At 62.4% G+C, this 22,906-nt stretch carries 17 protein-coding genes and 1 pseudogene; 15 read left to right on the top strand and 3 right to left on the bottom strand.

The features are described from left to right. Positions 1-5: 5 nt before the first annotated feature. Entirely contained in the window at positions 6-2,531 is a 2,526-nt protein-coding gene (locus tag RBR52_RS09495; protein ID WP_320376972.1) for a PAS domain-containing sensor histidine kinase, read from the bottom strand. A gap of 197 nt (positions 2,532-2,728) precedes the next feature. Here RBR52_RS09495 and aceE point away from each other — a divergent pair, with 197 nt between their 5' ends. Genes aceE through RBR52_RS09480 form a run of 3 tightly spaced genes read left to right on the top strand, consistent with a single transcriptional unit; the run spans position 2,729 to position 8,768 of the window. Further along, the gene (gene aceE / locus RBR52_RS09490; protein WP_320376971.1) at positions 2,729-5,449 is read left to right on the top strand and encodes a pyruvate dehydrogenase (acetyl-transferring), homodimeric type; all 2,721 of its coding nucleotides are present in this window, start codon (positions 2,729-2,731) and stop codon (positions 5,447-5,449) included. Positions 5,450-5,485: 36 nt separating this feature from the next. After that, positions 5,486-6,853, top strand: a complete 1,368-nt coding sequence (aceF, locus tag RBR52_RS09485) for a dihydrolipoyllysine-residue acetyltransferase (RefSeq protein WP_320376970.1) — start codon at positions 5,486-5,488, stop codon at positions 6,851-6,853. Between the two features lie 13 nt (positions 6,854-6,866). After that, positions 6,867-8,768 carry a dihydrolipoyl dehydrogenase family protein gene (locus RBR52_RS09480; protein WP_320376969.1) on the top strand — a complete coding sequence of 634 codons (1,902 nt, stop codon included), beginning with the start codon at positions 6,867-6,869 and terminating at the stop codon, positions 8,766-8,768. Between the two features lie 26 nt (positions 8,769-8,794). On the opposite strand, the gene RBR52_RS09475 is transcribed toward RBR52_RS09480, so the two are convergent. Beyond that, positions 8,795-9,457, bottom strand: a complete 663-nt coding sequence (locus tag RBR52_RS09475; protein ID WP_320376968.1) for a C40 family peptidase — start codon at positions 9,455-9,457, stop codon at positions 8,795-8,797. Between the two features lie 86 nt (positions 9,458-9,543). On the opposite strand from RBR52_RS09475, the gene RBR52_RS09470 reads away from it, so the two are divergent. The 11 genes from RBR52_RS09470 (at position 9,544) to pbpG (ending at position 21,414) form a co-directional block, all read left to right on the top strand. Beyond that, entirely contained in the window at positions 9,544-10,521 is a 978-nt protein-coding gene (locus tag RBR52_RS09470) for an MDR family oxidoreductase (protein WP_320376967.1), read from the top strand. Positions 10,522-10,613: 92 nt separating this feature from the next. Next, positions 10,614-12,506 (top strand): propionate--CoA ligase, encoded by a 1,893-nt coding sequence (locus tag RBR52_RS09465; protein WP_320376966.1) that lies wholly within the window; start codon positions 10,614-10,616, stop codon positions 12,504-12,506. Positions 12,507-12,589: 83 nt separating this feature from the next. Next, positions 12,590-12,988, top strand: a complete 399-nt coding sequence (locus RBR52_RS09460) for a metalloregulator ArsR/SmtB family transcription factor (protein ID WP_320376965.1) — start codon at positions 12,590-12,592, stop codon at positions 12,986-12,988. A gap of 12 nt (positions 12,989-13,000) precedes the next feature. Further along, positions 13,001-14,380 carry a sulfite dehydrogenase gene (soxC, locus tag RBR52_RS09455; protein WP_320376964.1) on the top strand — a complete coding sequence of 460 codons (1,380 nt, stop codon included), beginning with the start codon at positions 13,001-13,003 and terminating at the stop codon, positions 14,378-14,380. Then, positions 14,358-15,482 (top strand): c-type cytochrome, encoded by a 1,125-nt coding sequence (locus RBR52_RS09450; protein ID WP_320376963.1) that lies wholly within the window; start codon positions 14,358-14,360, stop codon positions 15,480-15,482. Before soxC ends, RBR52_RS09450 begins: the two co-directional genes overlap by 23 nt. Positions 15,483-15,532: 50 nt before the next feature. Then, positions 15,533-16,006 (top strand): thiosulfate oxidation carrier protein SoxY, encoded by a 474-nt coding sequence (gene soxY, locus RBR52_RS09445; RefSeq protein WP_320376962.1) that lies wholly within the window; start codon positions 15,533-15,535, stop codon positions 16,004-16,006. 80 nt (positions 16,007-16,086) lie between these two features. Then, the gene (gene soxZ, locus RBR52_RS09440) at positions 16,087-16,398 is read left to right on the top strand and encodes a thiosulfate oxidation carrier complex protein SoxZ (protein WP_320376961.1); all 312 of its coding nucleotides are present in this window, start codon (positions 16,087-16,089) and stop codon (positions 16,396-16,398) included. Between the two features lie 99 nt (positions 16,399-16,497). Further along, complete coding sequence (gene soxA, locus RBR52_RS09435) at positions 16,498-17,340, top strand: sulfur oxidation c-type cytochrome SoxA (protein ID WP_320376960.1); 843 nt, start codon at positions 16,498-16,500, stop codon at positions 17,338-17,340. Between the two features lie 11 nt (positions 17,341-17,351). Further along, positions 17,352-17,999 (top strand): sulfur oxidation c-type cytochrome SoxX, encoded by a 648-nt coding sequence (gene soxX, locus RBR52_RS09430; protein ID WP_320376959.1) that lies wholly within the window; start codon positions 17,352-17,354, stop codon positions 17,997-17,999. 90 nt (positions 18,000-18,089) lie between these two features. Beyond that, positions 18,090-19,829 (top strand): thiosulfohydrolase SoxB, encoded by a 1,740-nt coding sequence (soxB, locus tag RBR52_RS09425; protein WP_320376958.1) that lies wholly within the window; start codon positions 18,090-18,092, stop codon positions 19,827-19,829. 178 nt (positions 19,830-20,007) lie between these two features. Then, positions 20,008-21,414 (top strand): D-alanyl-D-alanine endopeptidase, encoded by a 1,407-nt coding sequence (gene pbpG / locus RBR52_RS09420; RefSeq protein WP_320376957.1) that lies wholly within the window; start codon positions 20,008-20,010, stop codon positions 21,412-21,414. Positions 21,415-21,449: 35 nt separating this feature from the next. On the opposite strand, the gene RBR52_RS09415 is transcribed toward pbpG, so the two are convergent. Further along, positions 21,450-22,256 (bottom strand): IclR family transcriptional regulator, encoded by an 807-nt coding sequence (locus tag RBR52_RS09415; protein ID WP_320376956.1) that lies wholly within the window; start codon positions 22,254-22,256, stop codon positions 21,450-21,452. Positions 22,257-22,372: 116 nt separating this feature from the next. Here RBR52_RS09415 and RBR52_RS09410 point away from each other — a divergent pair. Further along, positions 22,373-22,780, top strand: a pseudogene (locus tag RBR52_RS09410) (heterodisulfide reductase-related iron-sulfur binding cluster); the annotation flags it as partial. Between the last annotated feature and the right edge of the window lie 126 nt (positions 22,781-22,906).

Below are 22,906 nucleotides of genomic sequence, written 5' to 3'. Positions count from 1 at the left end.
GGGAGTCACAAGCGGGACGCAAGGAAGTCGGGATGTGCCGAATCGCCGGAAGGGGCCGGCGGCCGAGGCCGCTCTTTGGGAGTACCGAGCGGCAGGGTGAAGCTGAAGACGCATCCGGCAATCTGCCCCTGATTGTAATAATTCTCGGCCCATAGCCGTCCCTGGTGATACTCGACGATGGAGCGGCAGATGTTCAGGCCGATGCCCAGGCCTTCGGTCTTGGTGGTGTAGAAGGCTTCGAACAGTCGGTCCATCACGGCTTCGTCGATGCCGGTGCCATGATCCTTGACCGTGAACAGCACCCGTTCGGCATCGGATGTGACCTTGAGTTCGATGCTGCGCAGATTGCCCTGCCGCCCGGCCTTGTCCACCGCCTCGGCCGCATTGCGCAGCAGGTTGAGCAGCACCTGTTCGATCAGAATCGGGTCGGCATACAGCGTGGGAATGCCGGGGGCGACGAAGTTGAGCAGCCGCACATTGCGCCGGGTGAGTTCGATGTCGGCCAGCTCCAGGGTGTTGCGCACGATGTCCTGCACGCGGCAGGACACCCGCGCGGGTTCGCTTTTTTTCACGAAATCGCGCACCCGCTTGATGACCCCGGCCGCCCGTTGCGCCTGCCGCCTGGTCTTTTCGAGTGCGTCGACAAGCTCCTGCTGCGTCATGCCGTGGGTCTTGATTCGAGCGATCATGCCCGAGGCGTAGTTGCTGATGGCGGTGAGCGGCTGGTTGAGCTCGTGCGCCAGCGAGGAGGCCATCTCGCCCATGGTGATCAGGCGGCTGGTGATCTGGGCTTTTTCTTCCTGCCTGCGCGCGGTTTCTTCGGCGCGCTTGCGCGGCGTGATGTCGGTGGCGATGAGCAGTTGCGCCACCCGGCCGTCCACCCATTGCATATAACGCTGGCGCACGTCGAACCAGCGGTCCAGCGCTTCGACGTAGGTTTCGTGCGCGCTTGCGCGGCCATCGAGAAGTTCGTCGGCGGGCAGGCCGGCGAATGAATCGACGGTATCGGCATGGTCGTCCCCCGCCATCGAGGTCATCTGTCCGCCATTGAGCATGAGGTGTCCATGCACCGAGGCGCCGAACCACTGGCGATAGAGCTTGTTGGCGAACAAGGGTTCTTCGGTGCCCAGCGAAATGACCGACACCGCCGCGTCCAGCCCTTCGAGCACGGCAACGAAGCGCTCGTGCGATGCGGCCAGCTCCTGACGGATGCGGGTCGGCTCGGTGATGTCGGTGACCGACATGATCCAGCCGGTTTGCTTTTCGCGCACGTCCATCAGTGGCGAGACATAGACCCGCGCGTCGAATTCGCTGCCGTTCTTGCGGCGGATTTTCAGCGCGAAGCCCGAAGGCGGCGCCAGGCCGTCGAGGCTTTGCTGGACGGCCAGGGCCATTTCCGCGCCCTGGTGCGCCGGCCAGTAGGGATAGGGCGGCTGGCTGCCGATCAGGTCGCTGTCTTCAAACCCGGTCATGCGGCAGAACGACAGGTTCACGTATTGGATGCGCCCTTGCATGTCCACGGCCTGCATGCCGGTGGACAGCGAGTTTTCGATGGCGCGGCGGAAGGCCGTCTCGCGGGTGAGCGCTTGCTGCGCGCTCAGGCGCTGGCGCAGTTGGTTCCAGCTCGTCAACAACGTCCACAGCGTGAGCGCCGACAGCAGGAACACGCTCCAGTACAGGCCCTTGGTCGTCCAGCTCGGGCTGCTTCGGTAGCTGCTGACCTGCAGCACCAGTCCGGGCTCGAACGGCGGCAGCGGGGCGCGGTATTGCAGCGCCTTGTCGCGGATGGGTTGGCTCGACGCGCTCACCAGCAACCGGTTGTCGGGGCCGAGCAGCGAAACGGCGTAGCTGGCATTGAGGTCTTCGGGCACCGAGTTGCGCAGGATGCCCTCGACGGAGTAAATGATTCCCACGATGCCTGCGAGCTGGTCGCTGCGCATCACGGGCGTGGCGGTTTCGAGCAGCCACCCGCTGCTCTCGGTCTTGAAGGGCAGTGAATAGGCAGTGCGCTGGCTGATGAGCGCCTGTTGCACCAACTGCAGGCTGTTGGCCCGCTTGAGGGTCCTGCCCAACAGGGTGGCGGTCTGCTCGGCGGCGAGGTTGGGGCTGCCCTTCCTGAACACCACGGCGCCATCGGGATGCGCGTAGTAGACGAGCAGGATCTGCGGGTAGCGCCGCAGCAGACGCAGCGCCTGGACGTCGAAGGGGCCGGAGCGATCGTCATGCAGGGAGAGGTTGTTGGCGATGGCCTGCACCTGGTCCTGGGCGAGCGTGAGGTCGAGGCTGACGCGCTGCTGCGCCCACTCGCTGTCACGCTGCAGATTGTCTCTGTCGCGCTGCAGATCGGCTTGCTGCGAATAGCGCACCAATGCGGCCATCGCCGCCAGGAACAGGATGAAGACGACCAGCGGCAGCACCAGCAGCACGCGGTCGGACTGCATGCGCCGCAGCAAGGCGCGTGCGCGCAGCAGACCGAGGCGTTGCGTCCAACGGCGACGACGCAGGGTGAGGGCGGTCTTGGAAGGATTCACACGATCAGTCTAGAGTGTCGGCGTTCGCAAATGGAGCGACGGTCGGCGGCGTTGGCAGATTTTGCGCTGACGCAGTCTGCACTTCGGACGATGCAGCAGCATGCCGAAACGGGATGCTTAATTTCACTATACGAAATCAAATCTTGTAGTTTGAAAATTTGTTTGCGATACTGGCAAAAATTCATCAGGAGAACAGCATGGCCGCCTTACCCGAGATGCAACCGAGTCCATTTTCCACCGCAGCGGGAGATACCGATCCCCAGGAAACCCGCGAATGGCTGGACGCGCTGGACGCGCTGATCGCCGCCGAAGGCCCGCAGCGGGCGCACTTCGTCCTTGAATCGCTGCTCGACGAGGCGCGGCAGAACGGGGTCGACATGCCATTTTCCGCCAACACCGCCTACGTCAACACGATCCCCCCCGACGAGGAGGTGCGCAGCCCGGGCAATGTCGAAATCGAGGAGCGCCTGCGTGCCTACATGCGCTGGAACGCGATGGCCATGGTGGTGCGCGCCAACCGCCTGCACCCTGCCGATGGCGGCGATCTGGGCGGGCATATGGCCTCGTTCGCTTCGGTGGCGACGATGTACGGCACCGGCTTCAATCACTTCTGGCACGCGCCGACCGCCGATCACGGCGGCGATCTGATTTTTTTCCAGGGTCACAGTTCGCCGGGCATCTACGCCCGCGCCTTCATGGAGGGCCGGCTGACCGAAGACCAGCTCGCGCATTTCCGCCAGGAAGTCGGCGGCAAGGGGCTGTCGAGCTATCCCCATCCCAAGCTCATGCCCGATTTCTGGCAGTTCTCCACCGTGAGCATGGGGCTGGGGCCGATCATGGCGATCTACCATGCCCGCTACCTCAAATACCTGCACGCCCGCGGCATTGCCGACACCTCCCGGCGCAAGGTCTGGGTGTTCTGCGGCGATGGCGAGATGGACGAGCCCGAGGCCAAGGGCGCCATCGGGCTGGCAGCGCGGGAAAAACTCGACAACCTGGTGTTCGTCGTCAACTGCAATCTGCAGCGGCTCGACGGCCCGGTGCGCGGCAACGGCAAGATCATCCAGGAACTGGAGTCCGACTTCCGCGGTGCCGGGTGGAATGTGATCAAGCTGATCTGGGGTTCGTATTGGGACCCGCTGCTGGCGCGAGACAAGGACGGCATCCTGCGCCAGGTGATGATGGACGTACTCGACGGCGACTACCAGGCCATGAAGGCCAATGACGGCGCCTTCGTGCGCAAGCACTTCTTCGGCCGCGATCCGCGTCTGCTCAAGATGGTCGAGCACATGAGCGACGAGGACATCTGGCGTCTGAACCGCGGCGGCCACGATCCGCAGAAGGTCTATGCCGCCTTCCATGCCGCGGCTCACCATCAGGGCGATCCCACGGTGCTGCTGGTCAAGACCATCAAGGGCTACGGCATGGGCCGTGCCGCCGAAGCGCGCAACGTGGCCCATCAGGTGAAAAAGCTCACCGACGACGACATCCGCGAGTTCCGCGACCGCTTCAACATCCCGGTGCCCGACAGCGAATTGCCCAAGCTGCCGTTCTTCAAGCCCGCCGACGACACGCCGGAAATGAAGTACCTGATGGAACGCCGCAAGGCCCTGGGCGGGCCGCTGCCGCAGCGACGCAGGAAAGCCGACGAGCATCTGCCCGTGCCCGATCTGAAGGAGATTTTCCATCCCATGCTCGAAGCCACCGCCGAGGGCCGCGAGATCTCCACCACCCAGGCCTATGTGCGCTGCCTCAACCAGTTGCTGCGCGACAAGACGCTGGGTCCGCGCGTGGTGCCCATTCTGGTGGACGAAACCCGCACCTTCGGCATGGAGGGTCTGTATCGACAGATCGGCATCTACGCGCCCGAAGGGCAGAAGTACACCCCGGTCGATCGCGGCGAGGTCATGTATTACCGCGAGGACAAGCAGGGGCAGATCCTGCAGGAAGGCATCACCGAAGCGGGCGGCATGTGCTCGTGGATTGCCGCGGCCACGAGCTATTCGCACAGCAACCGCATCACCATTCCCTTCTATATCTTCTATTCGATGTTCGGCTTCCAGCGCATCGGCGACCTGATCTGGGCCGCGGGCGACATGCTCTCGCGCGGCTTCCTGCTGGGCGGCACCTCCGGGCGCACCACGCTCAATGGCGAAGGACTGCAGCACGAGGACGGCCACAGCCAGGTCATGGCGGCCAACGTGCCCAACTGCATCAGCTACGACCCGACCTTCGCGCACGAGGTGGCCGTCATCCTGCACGCCGGCCTCAAGCGCATGGTCGAGAATCAGGAAGACGTCTTCTATTACCTCACCCTGCTCAACGAGAACTACGCCCAGCCCGGGCTGCAGCAGGGCACCGAGGAGCAGATTCTCAAGGGCATGTATCTGTGCAAGCCGGGCAAGGCCAAGGTCAAGCAGCGCGTGCAGTTGCTCGGCTCGGGTTCCATCCTGCGCGAGAGTCTGGCCGCGCAGGAATTGCTGCAACAGGATTGGGGCGTGGCCGCCGATGTGTGGAGCTGCCCCAGCTTCAACGAACTGGCGCGCGACGGCCAGGCCGCGCAGCGCTGGAACCTGCTGCACCCTACCGAGGCGCCGCGTGTGCCTTTTGTTGCGCAGCAACTGGAGCAGCACGCAGGCCCGGTGGTCGCCAGCACCGACTATGTGCGTCTGTTCGCCGAGCAGATTCGCCCCTACCTGCCCAAGGGTCGCAGCTACCGCGTGCTCGGCACCGACGGCTTCGGCCGTTCGGATACCCGTACCGAACTGCGCCGCCACTTCGAGGTCGATCGCCACTACATCGTGCTGGCCGCGCTGCGCGGCCTGGTCGACGAAGGCGCGCTGCCCGTGGCCAAGTTGTCCGAGGCCATCGCCAAGTATGGCATCGACACCGAAAAAGCGTTCTCGCTCTACGCTTGAGCGGCCGCCCATTACAACGAGACGAGGAGAAACGCCATGGCCGTCGTCGAGGTCAAGGTTCCCGACATCGGGGACTTCAAGGATGTGGAAGTGATCGAGGTACTGGTCAAGGCCGGAGACAAGATCGCGGTGGATCAATCGCTGGTCACGGTGGAGAGTGACAAGGCGAGCATGGAGATTCCCAGCAGCGCCGCCGGTGTGGTGAAGGCGCTGCGGGTGAAGCTGGGTGACAAGGTCAGCGAGGGCACAGTCCTGCTCGATCTGGAAACCGATGGCGCTTCGACCGTGCCGGCTTCCGAGGTGGCGCAAGAGCCAGCGCCCGCGCCCGCAGCCCCGGTCGAGGCCGTTGCGCCGCATGCCGTGCCGCCCGCCGCGGTCGGCGTGGGCTTCGCTTCCGAGCCGCGCCAGCACACGCCGCCGACGGCCACACTGCCGATGCACGAACCCGCGGCATCTGCAGCGCAGTTGCCTCACGCCTCCCCCAGCGTGCGCAAGCTGGCGCGCGAACTGGGCGTTGCGCTGGCCGAAGTGAAGGGCAGCGGGGCGAAAGGCCGCATCACCGCGGACGATGTGCAGAACTTTGTCAAAGCCGTGATGTCCGGTCAGGTGGTCCCCCAGGCCGCTGCGCTGGCCGGTGTGGCGGCCGGCAAGGGCGGCGGGGGCGGCCTCGATCTGCTGCCCTGGCCCAAGGTGGACTTCGCCAAATTCGGCCCGATTCGCACCGAGCCGCTGTCGCGCATCAAAAAGCTCTCCGGCCCGAATCTGGCGCGCAACTGGGCCATGATTCCGCATGTCACCCAGTTCGATGAGGCCGACATCACCGAACTGGAGGAGTTTCGCAAGAGCAGCAATGAGCGCATGGCCAGGCAGGGCGTGAAACTCACCCTGCTCGCCTTTGTCATGAAAGCCTGCGTGACGGTGCTCAAGCAGATGCCCGCATTCAACAGCTCGCTCGACGACAGCGGCGAAAACCTGATTCTGAAGGACTACATCCACCTCGGCTTCGCTGCCGATACACCGCAAGGCCTGGTCGTGCCGGTGCTCAAGGATGTTGACAAGAAGGGTCTGGCGCAAATCGCCAGGGAAATGGGCGAGCTGGCTGCGACGGCGCGCGAAGGCAAGCTCAAGCCTTCGGACATGCAGGGCGCGAGCTTCACCATTTCCAGCCTGGGCGGCGTGGGCGGTACGGCCTTCACCCCCATCATCAATGCGCCGGAGGTGGCGATTCTCGGCCTGTCCAAATCGCAGATCAAGCCGGTCTGGGATGGCGCGGCATTTCAACCGAGGCTGATGCTGCCGCTGTCGCTGTCGTACGACCATCGCGTCATCGACGGCGCCATGGCGGCGCGCTTCACCACCGTACTCGGCGAATTGCTCGCCGACCTGCGGCGTGTGCTGATCTGACCGGGAGCGTGACATGGCCATCATCGAAGTCAAGGTTCCCGACATCGGGGATTTCAAGGATGTGGAAGTGATCGAGGTACTGGTGAAGGCCGGGGACACGGTCGCAGTCGATCAATCGCTGGTCACGGTGGAGAGTGACAAGGCGAGCATGGAGATTCCCAGCAGTGCCGCAGGTGTAGTCAAGGCACTGCGGGTGAAGCTGGGCGACAAGGTCAGCGAGGGCTCGGTGCTGCTGGAGCTGGAGACCGCAGGCGCTGAGCAAGCTGATGCCGCTGCAGCCCCGGCAGCCGCTGTACCGACGCCTGCGGCCGCACCGCCGCCCGCTGCGCAGCAGGCCCCGTCCGCGCCACAGGCTGCCGCCGCATTTGCGGGCAAGGCCGATGTGGAGTGCGATGTGTTGGTGCTCGGCGCCGGGCCTGGTGGCTATTCCGCGGCGTTTCGCGCCGCCGATCTGGGTTTGAACGTGGTGCTGGTCGAGCGCTACGCCGCTTTGGGCGGGGTCTGCCTCAACGTCGGCTGCATCCCCAGCAAGGCGCTGCTGCATGTGGCCTCGGTCATCGACGAAGCGGCGCATTTCGCCGAGCTCGGCGTGGAATTCGGCGCGCCCAGAGTCGATCGCGCCAAGCTGGCCGCATACAAGGCCAAGGTGGTGGGCAAGCTCACCGGCGGACTGGCGGCCATGGCCAAGATGCGCAAGGTGACGGTGTTGCGCGGCTATGGCGCCTTTGTCGATGCGCATCATGTGCAGGTCGAACTGACCGAGGGCGAAGGCCAGCACAAGACCGGCGCCACGCAGACCGTGCGTTTCCAGCGCGCCATCATCGCCGCAGGCTCGCAGGCGGTGCGCCTGCCCTTCCTGCCAGACGATCCGCGCATCGTCGACTCCACCGGCGCGCTCCTGCTCGACCAAGAACCGAAGAACATGCTCATCGTCGGCGGCGGCATCATCGGGCTGGAAATGGGCACGGTCTACTCCACACTCGGCGCACGGCTGAACGTGGTGGAAATGCAGGATGGCCTGATGCCTGGAGCCGACCGCGATCTGGTCAAGGTATGGCAGAAATTCAATGCCAGGCGCTTCGACCGCATCATGCTCAAGACCAAGACGGTGGCCGCCGAAGCCAGGCCCGACGGCATCTGGGTGAGCTTCGAGGGCGAAGGCGCGCCTGCCGAGCCACAGCGCTACGACCTGGTGCTGCAGGCCGTGGGCCGCGCGCCGAATGGCCGCAAGATCGGCGCCGACCAGGCGGGCGTGGCGGTGAACGAGCGCGGGTTCATTCCAGTGGATGCGCAGATGCGCACCAATGTGCCGCACATCCATGCCATTGGCGACATCGTCGGCCAGCCCATGCTGGCGCACAAGGCGGTGCATGAGGGGCATGTGGCCGCCGAGGTCTGTGCGGGAGAACTCTCAAGGAAACGCCGGGCCGCCCCAAGTTTCCTTGACCCCCACGGGGGGCGGGTCGGCGGCGAGCCGACCCTGGGGGCGCTCAAGAGTGACGAGGCGCTGGCCAAGGCCGCCTTCGACGCGCGGGTGATTCCCGGCGTGGCCTATACCGACCCCGAGATTGCCTGGGTGGGGTTGACCGAAGATACGGCCAAGGCCCAGGGCATCGCCGTGACCAAGGGGCTGTTTCCTTGGAGCGCCTCGGGCCGGGCCATCGCCAACGGCCGCGACGAAGGTTTCACCAAGCTGTTGTTCGACCAGGCGACGCACCGCATCGTCGGCGGCGGCATCGTCGGCACGCACGCGGGCGACCTCATCGGCGAAATCGCCCTGGCCATCGAGATGGGGGCCGACGCGGTGGACATCGGCCGCACCATCCATCCGCATCCCACTCTGGGCGAATCCGTGGGCCTGGCGGCGGAAGTGGCAGAGGGCAGTTGCACCGATCTGCCGCCGACGCGGAGATGAAAACCGGGCCTCGGCCCGGGTTGGGTTTACTGCCCCGGCTGCGCGGTCGAATCACCCGGGTTGCTGCCGAGGTCGCCCTGCGCCACCTCGGTGTGCTGCCCGGTCAGGATGCGGCGCGCGCCGTCGAAGCGTTTGGCCCAATAGGGCGAATCGAGATCTTCGACGCGGACGGTCTGTCCCGGTCGCGGCGAGTGGATGAACTGGCCGTCTCCGATATAGATGCCCACATGCGAGAAGGCCCGGCGCAAGGTGTTGAAAAACACCAGATCGCCGGGCCTGAGCTGGCTCTCGGGAATCCTTTCGCCCTCCCGCGCCTGTTGCGCCGCGTTGTGCGGCAGCACGGTACCCAGCGTTTCCTGATAGACGTAGCGCACAAAACCCGAGCAGTCAAAGCCGCTGCGCGCCGTGTCGCCTCCATAACGATATTTCACACCGAGGAAACTCAGCGCATTGATCACCAGATCGGATGCGCGGGTGGAAACCTGATGCACGAATCCGTTTTGCATCAGCCACTGGTGCAGCGAAGCATCGTCGCGCTGGGCGTTCTGGACGTCCCGCACCGCTTGTTCGGACGGCTGGGCCGGATCGAACTGCGGCAGCGCAGACGGATCGGCCCAGGCCGAAGCGCTGCCTGCACCGATCAGGCAGCAGACCAGGGCAATCTGAGCGAACAAGGGGTTGACACGCATAAGCGCGTGAATTTAGATAGATTGTCTGCATGTGTCAATCATTGTGCAGCGCAGGATGCGCCGCCTTCGCCATAGGAAACCCCACGATGTTCACTGCCTGGAAGCTCGACCAAACAGAACAAGGATTCAAAGCCGCGCTGGCGGCCCTGCGGGATGAAGAGCTCCCGGAGGGGGATGTGACCGTTGCGGTGGACTATTCCACGCTGAACTACAAGGACGCTCTGGCGCTGACGAATCGCGGCGCGGTCGTGCGGCGCTGGCCCATGGTGCCGGGCATCGACGGCGCGGGCACGGTGCTTCAAAGCACGCATCCCGGCTGGCAGCCTGGCGACCGCTGGGTGCTCAACGGCTGGGGCGTGGGTGAAACGCATTGGGGCTGCCTGAGCCAGCGCGCGCGGCTCAAGGGCGACTGGTTGATCCGCTTGCCCCGGGCCTTCACCGCCCGCCAGTCCATGGCGCTGGGCACGGCCGGCTATACCGCCGCGCTGTGCGTGCTGGCCATCGAACGGCATGGCGCCGTGCCCGCGCAAGGCAGCGTGCTGGTGACGGGAGCGAGCGGCGGCGTGGGCAGCGTGGCGGTGGCGCTGCTGGCCAGGATGGGTTGGACGGTCGTGGCCTCCACCGGCAAGTTGCAGGAGCAAGCCTATTTGCGCGCACTGGGGGCCGCCGAAGTGATCGACCGCAACACGCTGTCAACCCCCGGCAAGCCTTTGCAGAAAGAGCGTTGGGCGGCGGTGGTCGACACGGTGGGCAGCCATACCCTGGCCAACGCCTGCGCGCAAACCCGCTGGGGCGGCGTGGTGGCTGCCTGCGGGCTGGCCGGCGGGATGGATTTCCCGGCCACGGTGGCCCCCTTCATTCTGCGCGGCGTGACGCTGGCGGGAATCGACAGCGTGATGCAGCCGCAGCCCGCGCGTGACAACGCCTGGCAGAAACTCGCGGATCTGATCGATGCCTCGATGCTCGACCAGATCGCCCACGACATACCGCTCGATCAGGCCGAGGCGGCCGCACATGAACTGCTCGACGGCAGGGTGCGGGGGCGGCTGGTGGTGAAGATTTGATTGCGGCCTGACGCCGGCTCATCGACGAGTCAGTTGCACGTCAGCCCCCCTTCCTAGGCTGGCCTGATTCATACAACACAGGAGACAGCGCGATGTGGGATGCGCCTTTCGCCGATTTTTATCGCCGCAGCATCGATTCCCCAGAGGCATTCTGGGCCGAGCAGGCGCAGGCCATCGATTGGAGGCGGCCGTGGGACGGCGTGCTCGATCGCAGCAGGCCGCCATTCGCCGCCTGGTTCAAGGGCGGCCTGACCAATCTCTGCCACAACGCGGTCGACCGTCATCTGCCCGAGCGCGGCGGGCAGGCTGCGCTGGTCTATGTGTCCACCGAAACCGGGCAGGAGCGCAGCTACTCCTACGCCGAACTGCACCGCGAAGTGCAGGTCATGGCGGCCAGTCTGCAGAGCCTGGGCGTGAGCCAGGGCGATCGGGTGCTCATCTACATGCCGATGATTCCCGAGGCGGTATTTGCCATGCTGTCTTGCGTGCGCCTGGGCGCGGTGCATTCGGTGGTGTTCGGCGGGTTCGCCTCGGTGAGTCTGGCGGCGCGCATCGACGATGCGCGGCCCAGGGCCATCGTCAGCGCCGACGCGGGTTCGCGCGCAGGCAAGGTCGTGCCGTACAAGCCCCTGCTCGACGAAGCGCTGCGTCTGTCGCAGCATCCGCCCGAGCACGTCATCGTCGTCGATCGCGGCCTGGCGGATTGGGCAAGGCGGACGCCGCGCGATGTCGCCTACACCGATCTATACGCGCAACACGCCCAGGCGGAAGTGCCCTGCGTCTGGGTGGATTCCACCCATCCGAGCTACATTCTCTACACCTCGGGCACGACGGGCAAACCCAAGGGGGTGCAGCGCGATACTGGCGGATATGCGGTGGCATTGCGCATGTCCATGCCCGTGATTTTCGGGGCGCAGCCGGGCGAGACGTTTTTCTGCACCAGCGATATCGGCTGGGTCGTGGGGCATGGCTACATCGTGTACGCGCCCTTGCTCAGCGGCATGACCACCGTACTTTACGAGGGTACCCCCATACGCCCGGATGCAGCCGTGTTCTGGCGCATCGTCGAGCAGTACCGCGTCAATCTGCTGTTTTCCGCGCCTACCGCCATGCGCGTGCTCAAGCGCCATGATGCCGCGCTGCTGCACCGTCACGATCTGTCGAGCCTGCGCGCGATTTTCCTGGCGGGAGAGCCGCTGGACGAACCCACGGGACGCTGGGCAGCCGAATCGCTGGGCAAGCCGGTGATCGACAACTACTGGCAGACCGAAACGGGCTGGCCGATCATGGCTACCCCGCAGGGATTTCCCGAAGTGATCGCCCGCATGGGCTCCCCAGGGGTTGCCATGCCGGGCTACAAGGTCTGTCTGCGCAATGAAACCGACGGCGAACCGGTCGCTCCTGGCGAAAAGGGCGTGGTGACGATCGACTGGCCGCTGCCGCCCGGCTGTCTGCAAACCGTCTGGGGCGACGATGCCCGGTTTGTTCATACCTATTGGAGTACATACCCCAACCGGCAGGTGTATTCCACGTTCGACTGGGGCCGCCAGGATGCCGATGGCTATATCTACATCCTCGGCCGCACCGACGATGTCATCAACGTGGCCGGGCATCGGCTCGGCACGCGCGAAATCGAGGAAAGCATCAGCGCGCACCCCGCCGTGGCCGAGGTCGCCGTCGTCGGCGTGCAGGATGCGCTCAAAGGGCAGGCCGCCTGGGCCTTCGTGGTTCTGCGTCCGGGGCAGGAAGACGTTTCGCCACAGGCTCAGCAGACCTCCATCGCAGCCCATGTGGATGCCCAGCTCGGCGCCGTCGCCCGTCCTCAGCGCATTCTCCTGGTGACGGCGCTGCCGAAGACGCGCTCGGGGAAAATGTTGCGCCGCGCGATCCAGGCGATTTGCGAAGGTCGTGACCCCGGCGACCTCACGACACTGGAAGACCCGCTTGCCCTCCAGCAAATTCCTGATGCAATTGCGCGCGGCTGACTAGGGAAACTCCTAGCCGCCAAGGGTGGACAAGCGCGGTGAGGGTTTGAAAAATATCAGTGCTTGCTTATAAGCAAATCCATATGCCACAAACTGACACGCTCCCGGAACTGGTGACGTCGCCCGCGGATGATCTCTCGGTCGATGTGAACAGGGTGTTCGATACCGCCGCTGAACTCTTCGGCGTCCTCGCCACCCCGTTGCGCCTGCGCATCCTCAATTCCATCTGTACCGGCGAAAAAAGCGTGACAGAAATCATGGACGCGGTCGATTCGACCCAGCCCAACGTGTCTCAGCATCTCAAGGTGTTGTATCAAGCCGGTGTCGTCGCCAAGCGCCGCGTCGGCAATCAGGTTTATTACCGTGTGCAGAGCGAGAAGGCAGTGCAGTTGTGCCGGACCGTGTGCACTCAAATTGCCATCGAGCTCGACGATCCCGAATCGGTTTCGCAGACGGATCGCCTGGCCCGACGTGCCTACTAAGCGAGAAAGAGGATGAGTGACTACACAAAAAAGCTAGGCCGGCTGCGCAAGGCGCCGGAAAACTTCCTGAGCGCTGAGCAGATCGCCCAGGTTCAGGGAGGTCGCCGCGACTTTTTGCGTAAAGCGTTCCTGACGGCCAGCGCCACCATGGCCGCTGGCGGCGCAGCGAACGTCTACGCAGCCGATCGCAAAAACTGGGAGGGTGACAAGGGCAGCAAGTTCATCCTCAAGGAGCAGGAGTGGCGCACCACTCTGGGCGCTCCGGTGAACGAGCCGCCCTACGGCATGCCCTCCAAGTACGAGAAGGATCTGGTGCGTCGCATCAGTCCCGGTCTGGCTGCGGTGAATCAGGCCAATGTGGCGTTCGCGCCGCTGCAGGGCATGTTCGGCATCGTCACTCCGGCCGGTCTGCACTTCAACCGCTCGCACCAGGGCTGGTACGATATCAATCCCGAAGACTTCCGCTTCATGGTGATGGGGGAGAAGGACCTCATCAAGAACCCGAAGGTCTATACCGTCGGCGACATCATGCGCATGCAGCCGGTGTCGCGTTTCCACTTCATCGAGTGCGGTGCCAACTCCGCGATGGAATGGGGCAATGTGGCGCTGCCCACCGTGCAATACACGCACGGCATGGTGTCCTGCTCCGAGTTCACCGGCGTGCCGCTGATCGACATTCTCGAAGACTGCGGCGCCAGCCTCAAGGGCGTGCGTTTCATCATGGCCGAGGGGGCCGATGGTGCGGCGGAAAACCGCACCATCCCGATGTCGCTCGTGCTGTCGGGTGAAGTGCTGGTGGCCTACGGCCAGAACGGTGAAATGCTCCGTCCGGAAAACGGCTACCCGCTGCGTCTGGTGGTGCCCGGTGTCGAGGGCGTTTCCAACATCAAGTATCTGCGCCGCATCAAGCTAGGCACCCAGCCTTTCGCCACCAAGGACGAAACCGTGGGCTACGTCGATCTGATGCCCGATGGCCGCCTGCGCCAGTACACCTCGGTGATGGAAGTCAAGTCGGTGATCACCTCGCCGTCCGGCGGGCAAGTGCTGCTCGACAAAGGGCTGTACAACGTGTCGGGTCTGGCCTGGTCGGGTCGCGGCAAGATCAAGCGCGTCGACGTGTCGTTCGACGGCGGCGTCAACTGGCAGCCCGCCCGTCTCGAGGGGCCGATCCTGAACAAGGCTTTCACCCGCTTCAACATTCCCTGGGTTTGGAAGGGGCAAGTCGCTTTTCTGCAAAGTCGCGCGATCGACGAAACCGGCATGGTGCAGCCCACTTACGAGCAACTGCGCAAGGTGCGCGGCACCCGGTCCGTCTATCACAACAACGCAATCCAAACCTGGCAAGTCGAAGAAAATGGAGATGTTCGCAATGTCCAACTCGCGAATTCGTAAAGCCGCGCTGGCGGTCATTCTGGGTGGCGTGTTTGCCGCAGGCGCTTCGCTGGCGCAGGCTCAGGGCATGCCCGTCCATCCCCAAGTTCCCGCAAGGGATGTGAAGCTCGACGCCACCCTGGGGCGTGCGGCAACTGCGGATGAAATCAAGGCCTGGAACATCGACGTGCGTCCGGACTTCCAGGGTCTGCCGGCGGGTTCCGGCAGCGTGGCGACGGGCACCAAGCTGTGGGAAGCCAAGTGCGCGTCCTGTCATGGCGACTTCGCCGATTCCAACGCGGTGTTCCCGCCGCTGGTTGGCGCCTACCAGGCGACCAAGCAGGACATCAAGACGGGCCGCGTGGCCAAGCTGGCCGACATCAACGATGGCGCGACCACCGTCGAGAAGCTGTCCACCCTGTCGACGCTGTTCGACTACATCCACCGCGCCATGCCGTGGAACGAGCCGGGCTCGCTGACCTGGGATGACACCTATGCGCTGGTGGCCTACCTGATGAACCTGGCCAATGTGGTGCCCGGTAACTTCGTGCTGACCCGCGACAACGTGCAACAGGTTCAGGACATGCTGCCCAACCGCAATGGCATGATCTGGAACCACGGCATGTGGCCGGGCAAGGAGATTGGGAATGGGGGTATCCCGGATACCCACAACACCGATTGCATGAAAAACTGTGCCCCAGCTCCCAAAATCACCAGCTTCATTCCTGAGTTTGCGCTGAACAACAATGGCAACCTCGCTGATCAATACCGTCAATGGGGTCCGATCCGCGGCATGGTGACCGAATCAGCCGCAGAGCAGGAAAAGAAAGCGAAGGAAAAAGCCGCGGCAGCCAACAATCCTGACGCCAAGGTGGTCGCTCTTTTGAAAGACAAGTCCTGTCTGGCTTGCCACAGCCTGGGTGACAACAAGCTGGTGGGTCCGGGCTACAAGGAGGTTGCGGCCAAATACGGTGGCAAGAAAGACATGGTCGCCGAGTTGACCACACGCATCATCAAGGGTGGTTCGGGTGTCTGGGGTTCCATCCCCATGCCGCCGCAGACCATCAGCGAGGCCGATGCCAAGATGATTGCGCAGTGGATTGTCGACGGCGCGAAGCAGTAATACGTTAGCAAAATACAGGCAAGTTCCTGTTCACTTCAAGGAGAAGACTGATGAATCAAACTCGTCGCCAGGTCATGCAGATCGGCGCAGGCGCAGCCGCCTTGGGCGTTGCTGCAACCGCGGGCCTCATGCCCAATGTCGCCCTGGCCGCTGATGCCCCGGGCTGGAATGCTCCTCTGTTCGAAGCCAAGTCGTTTGCCGACGCGGCCAAGATCTGGGGCGGCACGCCTACCGAGAGCACCGATGTCACCATCATCGGCCCGGACATCGCCGAAAACGGCGCTGTGGTGCCCGTGGGCATCAAGAGCAATGCAGCCGGCACCACCGCGCTGGGCATCGTGATCGAAAAGAACCCCACCGTTCTCGCCGGCCTGTTCAACATGACCGACGCTTCGGTGCCGAATGTGGCCACCCGCGTCAAGATGGCGCAGACTTCCAATGTCTACGCTGTGGCCAAGGTCGGCGACAAGCTGCTGTTCAGCAAAAAGGAAATCAAGGTCACGCTCGGCGGCTGCGGCGGCTGATCGGCCCGCGGCAGCCTGAAGCGTCTGCACTGTTTTGAATCCTGCTGATTCCAGCAAATCCCCATTTAAGGAGTAGAAGAATGGCATTTCCGATGCGCATGCGCGCGAACGTCGAAGGCGACACGGTGGTCGTCCGCGTTCTGATGACCCACCCCGAAGATACCGGCCTGATCAAGGACAAAGAGGGCAAGATCATTCCCGCCCATTTCATCCAGTCGGTGACCTGCAAGAACAACGACAAGACCGTGCTGACCTGCGACTGGGGTACGGCCATTTCCAAGAACCCCTTCCTGGAATTTCGCTTCAAGGGCGGTAAATCCGGCGACAAGGTGACCGTGTCCTGGATCGACAACAAGGGCGATACGTCCACTGCAGACACGACTGTGTCCTGAAGCGGCCAGGGTGTTTCGAGCCAGGCGGATGTGCAGAAGAAATCGGCTGTTCCGCCTGTGTTCGTCCACCCAATATCCACTCAACGCTGTGAGGAGACTATGAAAAAACGGCTTTTTGGTATTACAAGCTCGGCTGCGGCGGCAGCTTCGTTCTGTGCCCTGACTTTGGGTGCCGGCCTTATGCCCGCCGTGGCGCATGCCGATTCCTATATCGACATGCTCAATGCGATGGGCGGAAATCCCGCCGAGTTCAACGCTGCGGCCGGTGAGAAACTCTGGAACGAAAAGCGAGGCCCGAATCACGTCAGCCTCAAGCAGTGTGATCTTGGCCTGGGGCCGGGCGTGTTGAAGGGGGCTTACGCGCAATTGCCGCGCTACTTCCCCGATACGGGCAAGGTGCAGGATGTCGAGTCGCGTATTGTGACCTGTATGGAGAAACTGCAGGGCTTCACCCCGGAGCAGATCGCCAAGGAAGTCACGAAAAACCCGTTTGACAAGAAGGGGGGCAACGCGACGGATATCGTCAATATGGCAGTCTATGTCGCCCACCAGTCTGACGGCATGCCCATGGAGGTGCCGCAAAATACTCCCCAGGAAAAATTGTCCTTCGAGAATGGCAAGAAGTTTTTCTGGTATCGCGCCGGTCCGTACAACTTTTCCTGTGCAACCTGTCATTCTGAAAACGGCAAGCAGATCAAGATTTCCAAGTTGCCTAACCTCGTTTCGCCCGATGGCGAAAAGGCCTGGGTTGCGGCAACGTGGCCGGCCTATCCTGATTCTCAGGGAGTTGTGAGGACTTTGGAATGGCGCATGAACGATTGTATGCGCCAGCAGCGCATCGCCGAGCCCAAGTATCTGTCCCAGGTGGTGATCGATCTGGAAACCTATATGGGTATTATGGCGAAAGGTCATAAGATCCTGACCCCATCGTTCAAGCGTTGAGAGGAGACATAATGAAACGAATCGCAGTAATGTCTGCAATGGCCCTTTCCGTCGGAATGATGGGTTGCGCCACACAAGCCGGAGGGATAGGCGGTGAAGATGCCTCGACCTATATGACCAAGTCGTTCAAAGAGGTTATCGCGACGTCCTTCCAGGCCAAGGGCTCGGCTGGATTGGACAGGTTGGTGCAAACCGAGGCACAGCACGAATGTTCCAAGTACGATTATCTTGGTAAGCCAATTCCCAAGGATATCGCTGCCCGAATCGAAAAAGACCATTACAGCAAGGTGGTCTATCCGGCTGACGGCAAGTATTTTGGCGATTGGAAGGCGGGAATGAAGATTGCCGAGAGCGGCAAGGGAATGACATGGAACGACAAGCCCGGCACTCCCAATGGCGGCAACTGCATCAACTGTCATGCGATGCTGCCGAACAACCCGTCGCAGGGCAATCTGGGTCCGTCCTTGGTCGGCTACGGCAAGACCCGCGGTAATTCCGAGCAGATCGTCAAGTACACTTGGGCACGGATTTACGATTCCACCTCGTTCAACGCCTGTTCGCAAATGCCGCCGCTAGGGGCCAGCCATGCCCTGACCCCGCAGCAGATGAAAGATGTCATGGCGTTTCTGTTTGATCCGCAATCGCCCGTGAACAAGTAAAACTGACGTCAGGGGCCGTTTCGGTATAAGGACTTCCCGCCGAATCTGCTTTGATTTGGCGGGATTTTTATTTATTAAGAGGATATTTGAATGAGCCTGACCCGTCGTGAATTTATGGGTGTATTGGCGGCTGCTGCGGCCACTGGTTTTCCCATGACCCGCGAAGCAACCGCTGCGGAAGTCAAAAACCTGTACAACCCGCCCAAGAGTGGCAATGTGCATTTTCTGCACATGACGGATAGTCACGCGCATTTGCGCCCTGTGTATTTCCGTGAACCGAATGTGAACATCGGTATTGCCGGAATGAAGGGGCATTTGCCACACCTCGTCGGCACGAATTATCTGAAGCGCGTCGGCTTTGAGCCCAATACCCGTGAGTCTTATGGCTTCACCTATCTCGATTTCGAACGCGCGGCCAGGCAGTATGGCAAGATGGGCGGCTATGCGCATATTGCGACCCTGGTGAAGCAATTGAAGGCGTCGCGTCCCGGTGCGCTGCTGCTGGATGGCGGCGATACCTGGCAGGGTACGGCGCTGTCACTGTGGACCAAGGGGCAGGACATGGTCGATGCCCAGTTGAAACTGGGTGTGGACGTGATGACGGCGCACTGGGAATTCACCTATGGCCAGGACCGGGTGGAGGAGATCGTCAACAAGGACTTCAAGGGCAAGATCGACTTTGTCGCGCAGAACGTCAAGACGGCCGACTTCGGCGACCCGGTGTTTCCGAACTATGTGATGAAGCAGATGAATGGCGTGCAAGTCGCCATCATCGGCCAGGCTTTCCCCTATACCCCGATCGCCAACCCAGGCTATCTGATCCCCGACTGGACTTTCGGCATCGATACCGACCACATGCAGAAAGTGGTCAAGGAGGTGAAGCAGAAGGGCGCCGAACTGGTCGTGGTGATCTCGCACAACGGCATGGACGTGGACCGCAAGATGGCCAGTCTGGTGGAAGGCATCGACTGCATCTTCGGCGGCCATACTCATGATGGCGAAGCCGTCGCGGTGGAAATCCGCCGTCCGTCCGGCGGCATGACCTTGGTGACCAACGCCGGTTCTCACGGCAAGTTCCTGGGCGTGATGGATTTCGACGTTCGCGGCGGCAAGATGGTGGGCTACAAATACAAGCTCCTGCCGGTGTTCTCCGATCTGCTGCCCGCCGATCCCGAAATGGAAGCGCTGATCAGCAAGCTGCGTGCGCCTTACGAGAGCAAGCTCACCGAAGTGCTGGCTCACACGGAGGGTCTGCTGTATCGCCGCGGCAACTTCAACGGCACCTGGGATCAGTTGGTCGTCGATGCGATGCTGGCTGTTCGTGGCGGCGATCTGGCTTTTTCTCCCGGGTTCCGCTGGGGCGGCAGTCTGTTGCCCAACTCGCCCATCACCCGTGAGGACATGATGACGCAGTTGGCCATCACCTATCCGTACTGCACCCTGACCGAAATGACGGGCGAGACGGTCAAGAACGTGATGGAAGACGTGTGCGACAACCTGTTCAACCCCGATCCCTACTACCAGCAGGGTGGGGACATGGTGCGTGTGGGTGCGCTCGAATATAGTTGTGCGCCCAATGAGAAAATCGGCAACCGCATCCAGGACATGCGACTGAGTGGCAAGCCGATCGATCCGAAGAAGACCTACAAGGTCGCCGGTTGGGCTCCAGTGCAAAAAGCCAGCGCCACGCCGGAAAATCCGCCGATCTGGGATATCGTCGAGGAGTACCTCAAGCACCAGAAGGTCATCAAACCGCTGAAGGTGAACGAACCCAAGCTCATCGGCGTGAAGGGCAATCCGGGCCTGGCGAACTACAGCAAGATGTTCTGATGCCCCGCTGCGATGCACAAACGGCCCGCCAAAGTCCAGCGGGCCGTTTGCTATGGGTGCAGGAAATGGTGAGGTGTTTTATCGTTACTTGAGAAACACAAGCCAAGTTTCTGATCTTGCTTGTTTTTGCGGCCTTTGATAGGCTGGTCGCATTCTTTCACCTTGCCTTGCGGCCATCATGCAGTCGTCCTTTTTTCGAAATTTGTTGCATGGGTCGGGCTTTCTGCTTGCGGTTTTGTTCGCCGTGTCCCTGACGATGAGGCCTGCTTTTGCCGCAATCGGTAAGGAGACGACAAAACGCCCGACCGTCCAGAAGCAGGTTGCGAAAAAGCTGAGCAGCAAAAAATCCCCTCTGCAACCCACCCGTCTGGCCAGGCCCGTCAAGCGCGAAAAAATCAAGGAGAAGGCCAGGCCGGTCCGGACACTGGCGACGAAGAGAGGCAGGGCTGAAAAACCTGCGGTGGCCAAAACCTCGCGCTTTGGCGCCCGCCCGATGGTGACGAAGAAGCGCAAAGACGCCGTCGCCAGCCGAGTCGTCATGTCTGTTCGCAGCAAGGCGACGGTGTCGGGCAGGCTGCCGGCCAAACGGGTTGCGGCTGAGCGACGCCGCCCGCAATCCCGCGTGGTGAAGACCGCGTTCTCAACAGGGGCAGCCTCGTCGGTGTTGCCGGCTGCGGATGAATTGCAGGTTTCGCCGGCTTCCACCGCAAGCAATGATGACCCACTGAACTTGCGTTCCGGTTCCGCTCTGGTCGTCGACGAGGGAACGGATCGCGTGCTTCTGAGCAAGAACGCCGACATCGCGCGCCCGATTGCCTCGCTCACCAAGCTGATGACCGCCGCGGTGATTCTCGATGCCCATCAGCCGATGGATCAGATCCTCGAAATCACCGATGCCGATATCGACACGCTCAAATGGAGTTCCTCGCGTCTGCGTCCCGGCACCAGACTCACGCGGGAAGAACTGCTCAAGCTGGCCCTGATGTCCTCCGAAAACAGGGCAGCGCATGCCTTGGCGCGCAACTATCCGGGAGGAATGGGCGCCTTCATCGCGGCGATGAATGCCAAGGCGCGGTCTCTGGGGATGAATGCAACACGCTATGTCGAGCCGACGGGCCTGTCGCCGCAGAACGAGTCGACCGCGCATGACCTCGCCTTATTGGTCAAGGCCGCTTATCACTATCCCTTGATCCGCGAATTTTCCACCCATCCCGAGAGCGAGGTGGATGTCGGTGCGCGCACCCTGCAATACCGCAATACCGATCATCTGGTGTTCAACCGCGGGTGGGACATCCTGCTGCAGAAAACCGGCTACATCAACGAAGCCGGGCATTGCCTGGTGCTGCAGACCAGGTTCGAGGGGCGCCGGGTGATCGTGGTGCTGCTCGATGCCTGGGGCAGGTATTCGCATTTTGGCGATGCCCAGCGCATTCGGACCTGGCTGGAAGCCAAGGGATTCGGCGCCCTGCATGATCCGGTCGCCCGTACCGGGACACTGCCTTCCCGGGGCGAAGAGGCCGCAGCACCAGGCTTGGTGCGCACCGCATTCGTGGAAAAGGATTCGTCGGCCTACCGCGGCGAGTGAGTTTGCCCAAGCGCTTTCTGGAAGGGTCAAGCGATTCAGCGCCGCCTGTCTTTGTAGCCGAGAGCCGCTGAAATGCGCTGTGCCGTGAGCTGCACTTTCTCCAGCCAGTCTTCCATCAGACGGTCGGCCGGGGCGGACAGAGAAAGACCCGCCACCAGATCGCCGCTGTCGTCGTAAATGCCAGCCGCCATGCAGCGCACGCCGAGTTCGAGCTCCTCATTGTCGCGCGCAAAGCCGTCGTGACGCACCTTGGCCAGTTCGCGTTCGAGCAGTTGCGGTTGGGTGATGCTGTTGCGCGTCTGGCCCGCAAGACCGGTGCGCAGGATGTAGGCCTTGACCCGGGCGACATCATCGGCCGCGAGAAAAAGTTTGCCGACCGAGGTCAGATGCAGCGGCGCGCGACCGCCCACGGAGCGGATGACCTGCATGCCCGAATGCTCGCTGAAAGTGCGTTCGATGTAGACGATTTCGTCGCCCTGGCGCACGCTGAGATTGACCGGCTGGTGGGTGAGTCGATGAAGTTCGCGCATGGGTCCGAGCGCCGCTTCGCGCACGCTCAGGCGGGCTTTGACCAGATTGCCGTATTCGAGCAGGCGCATGCCCAAGCGGTAGGTTCCGGATTCGACCCGCTCGACCATGCGGCCCACGACCAGATCGTTGAGGATGCGATGTGCCGTGGACGGGTGCAGCCCGGTTGCGGCGCCGATGTCCTTGAGCTGCATCGGATCGGAGTTTTGCGCCAGCACTTCCAGCAGTGCAAAGGCGCGGCCCAGCACTTGAATGGACGGCTCGGCAGGCTTTGCAGGCGTTTCGGATTTGCGGGAGACAGAGGCTTGCTGCATCGCGGCAATTTTATATGCTGGGACAGACTTTTGTATATCGGAAAAACCCGCCGCTCCGCCCGTATGTGCGCAGCTTTCGTCAGCACTCGTCAAGTCAGCCGACCGATAATGCACGCATGAAAAAGCGTGTTGGATTGTTCATTACCTGTCTTGCCGATGTCATGCGGCCCAGCATTCCGATGGCCGCGGTAGAGTTGCTGGAAGCGGCGCATTTCGAGGTGCATGTGCCCATGTCGCAGACCTGTTGCGGGCAACCGGCCTACAACTCCGGCGATCGCCGCACGACGATGACGCTGGCGGAAAAATTTCTCGACGAATTCGAGTCGTTCGACTATGTGGTTGCTCCGTCCGGCTCCTGCATGGGCACCATCAAGACGCATTACCCCGATGTGCTCAAAGACCAGCCCGATCTGCTGCGCCGTTTCGCCGCGTTGCAGCCGAGGTTGTTCGAGTTGACCGATTTTCTGGTGCATGTGGCCAGGTTGACCGAAGTGCCGGGCCGGTTCGACGGCAAAGTGACCTACTGCGCATTTCAGCGATCGTGGACGCCTGTTTCATTCTGATCGTGGACGGCGTTTCAGGCTGATCGTGGACGCGCCGGGGGTGCGCGCAAGCGATGGGTTTACTGTATCTCAATCGTCCACGATCAG

This window comes from Thiomonas sp., from assembly GCF_034007205.1.
GTDB lineage: Bacteria > Pseudomonadota > Gammaproteobacteria > Burkholderiales > Burkholderiaceae_C > Thiomonas.
This window is presented reverse-complemented; position numbering and strand designations above follow the sequence as displayed.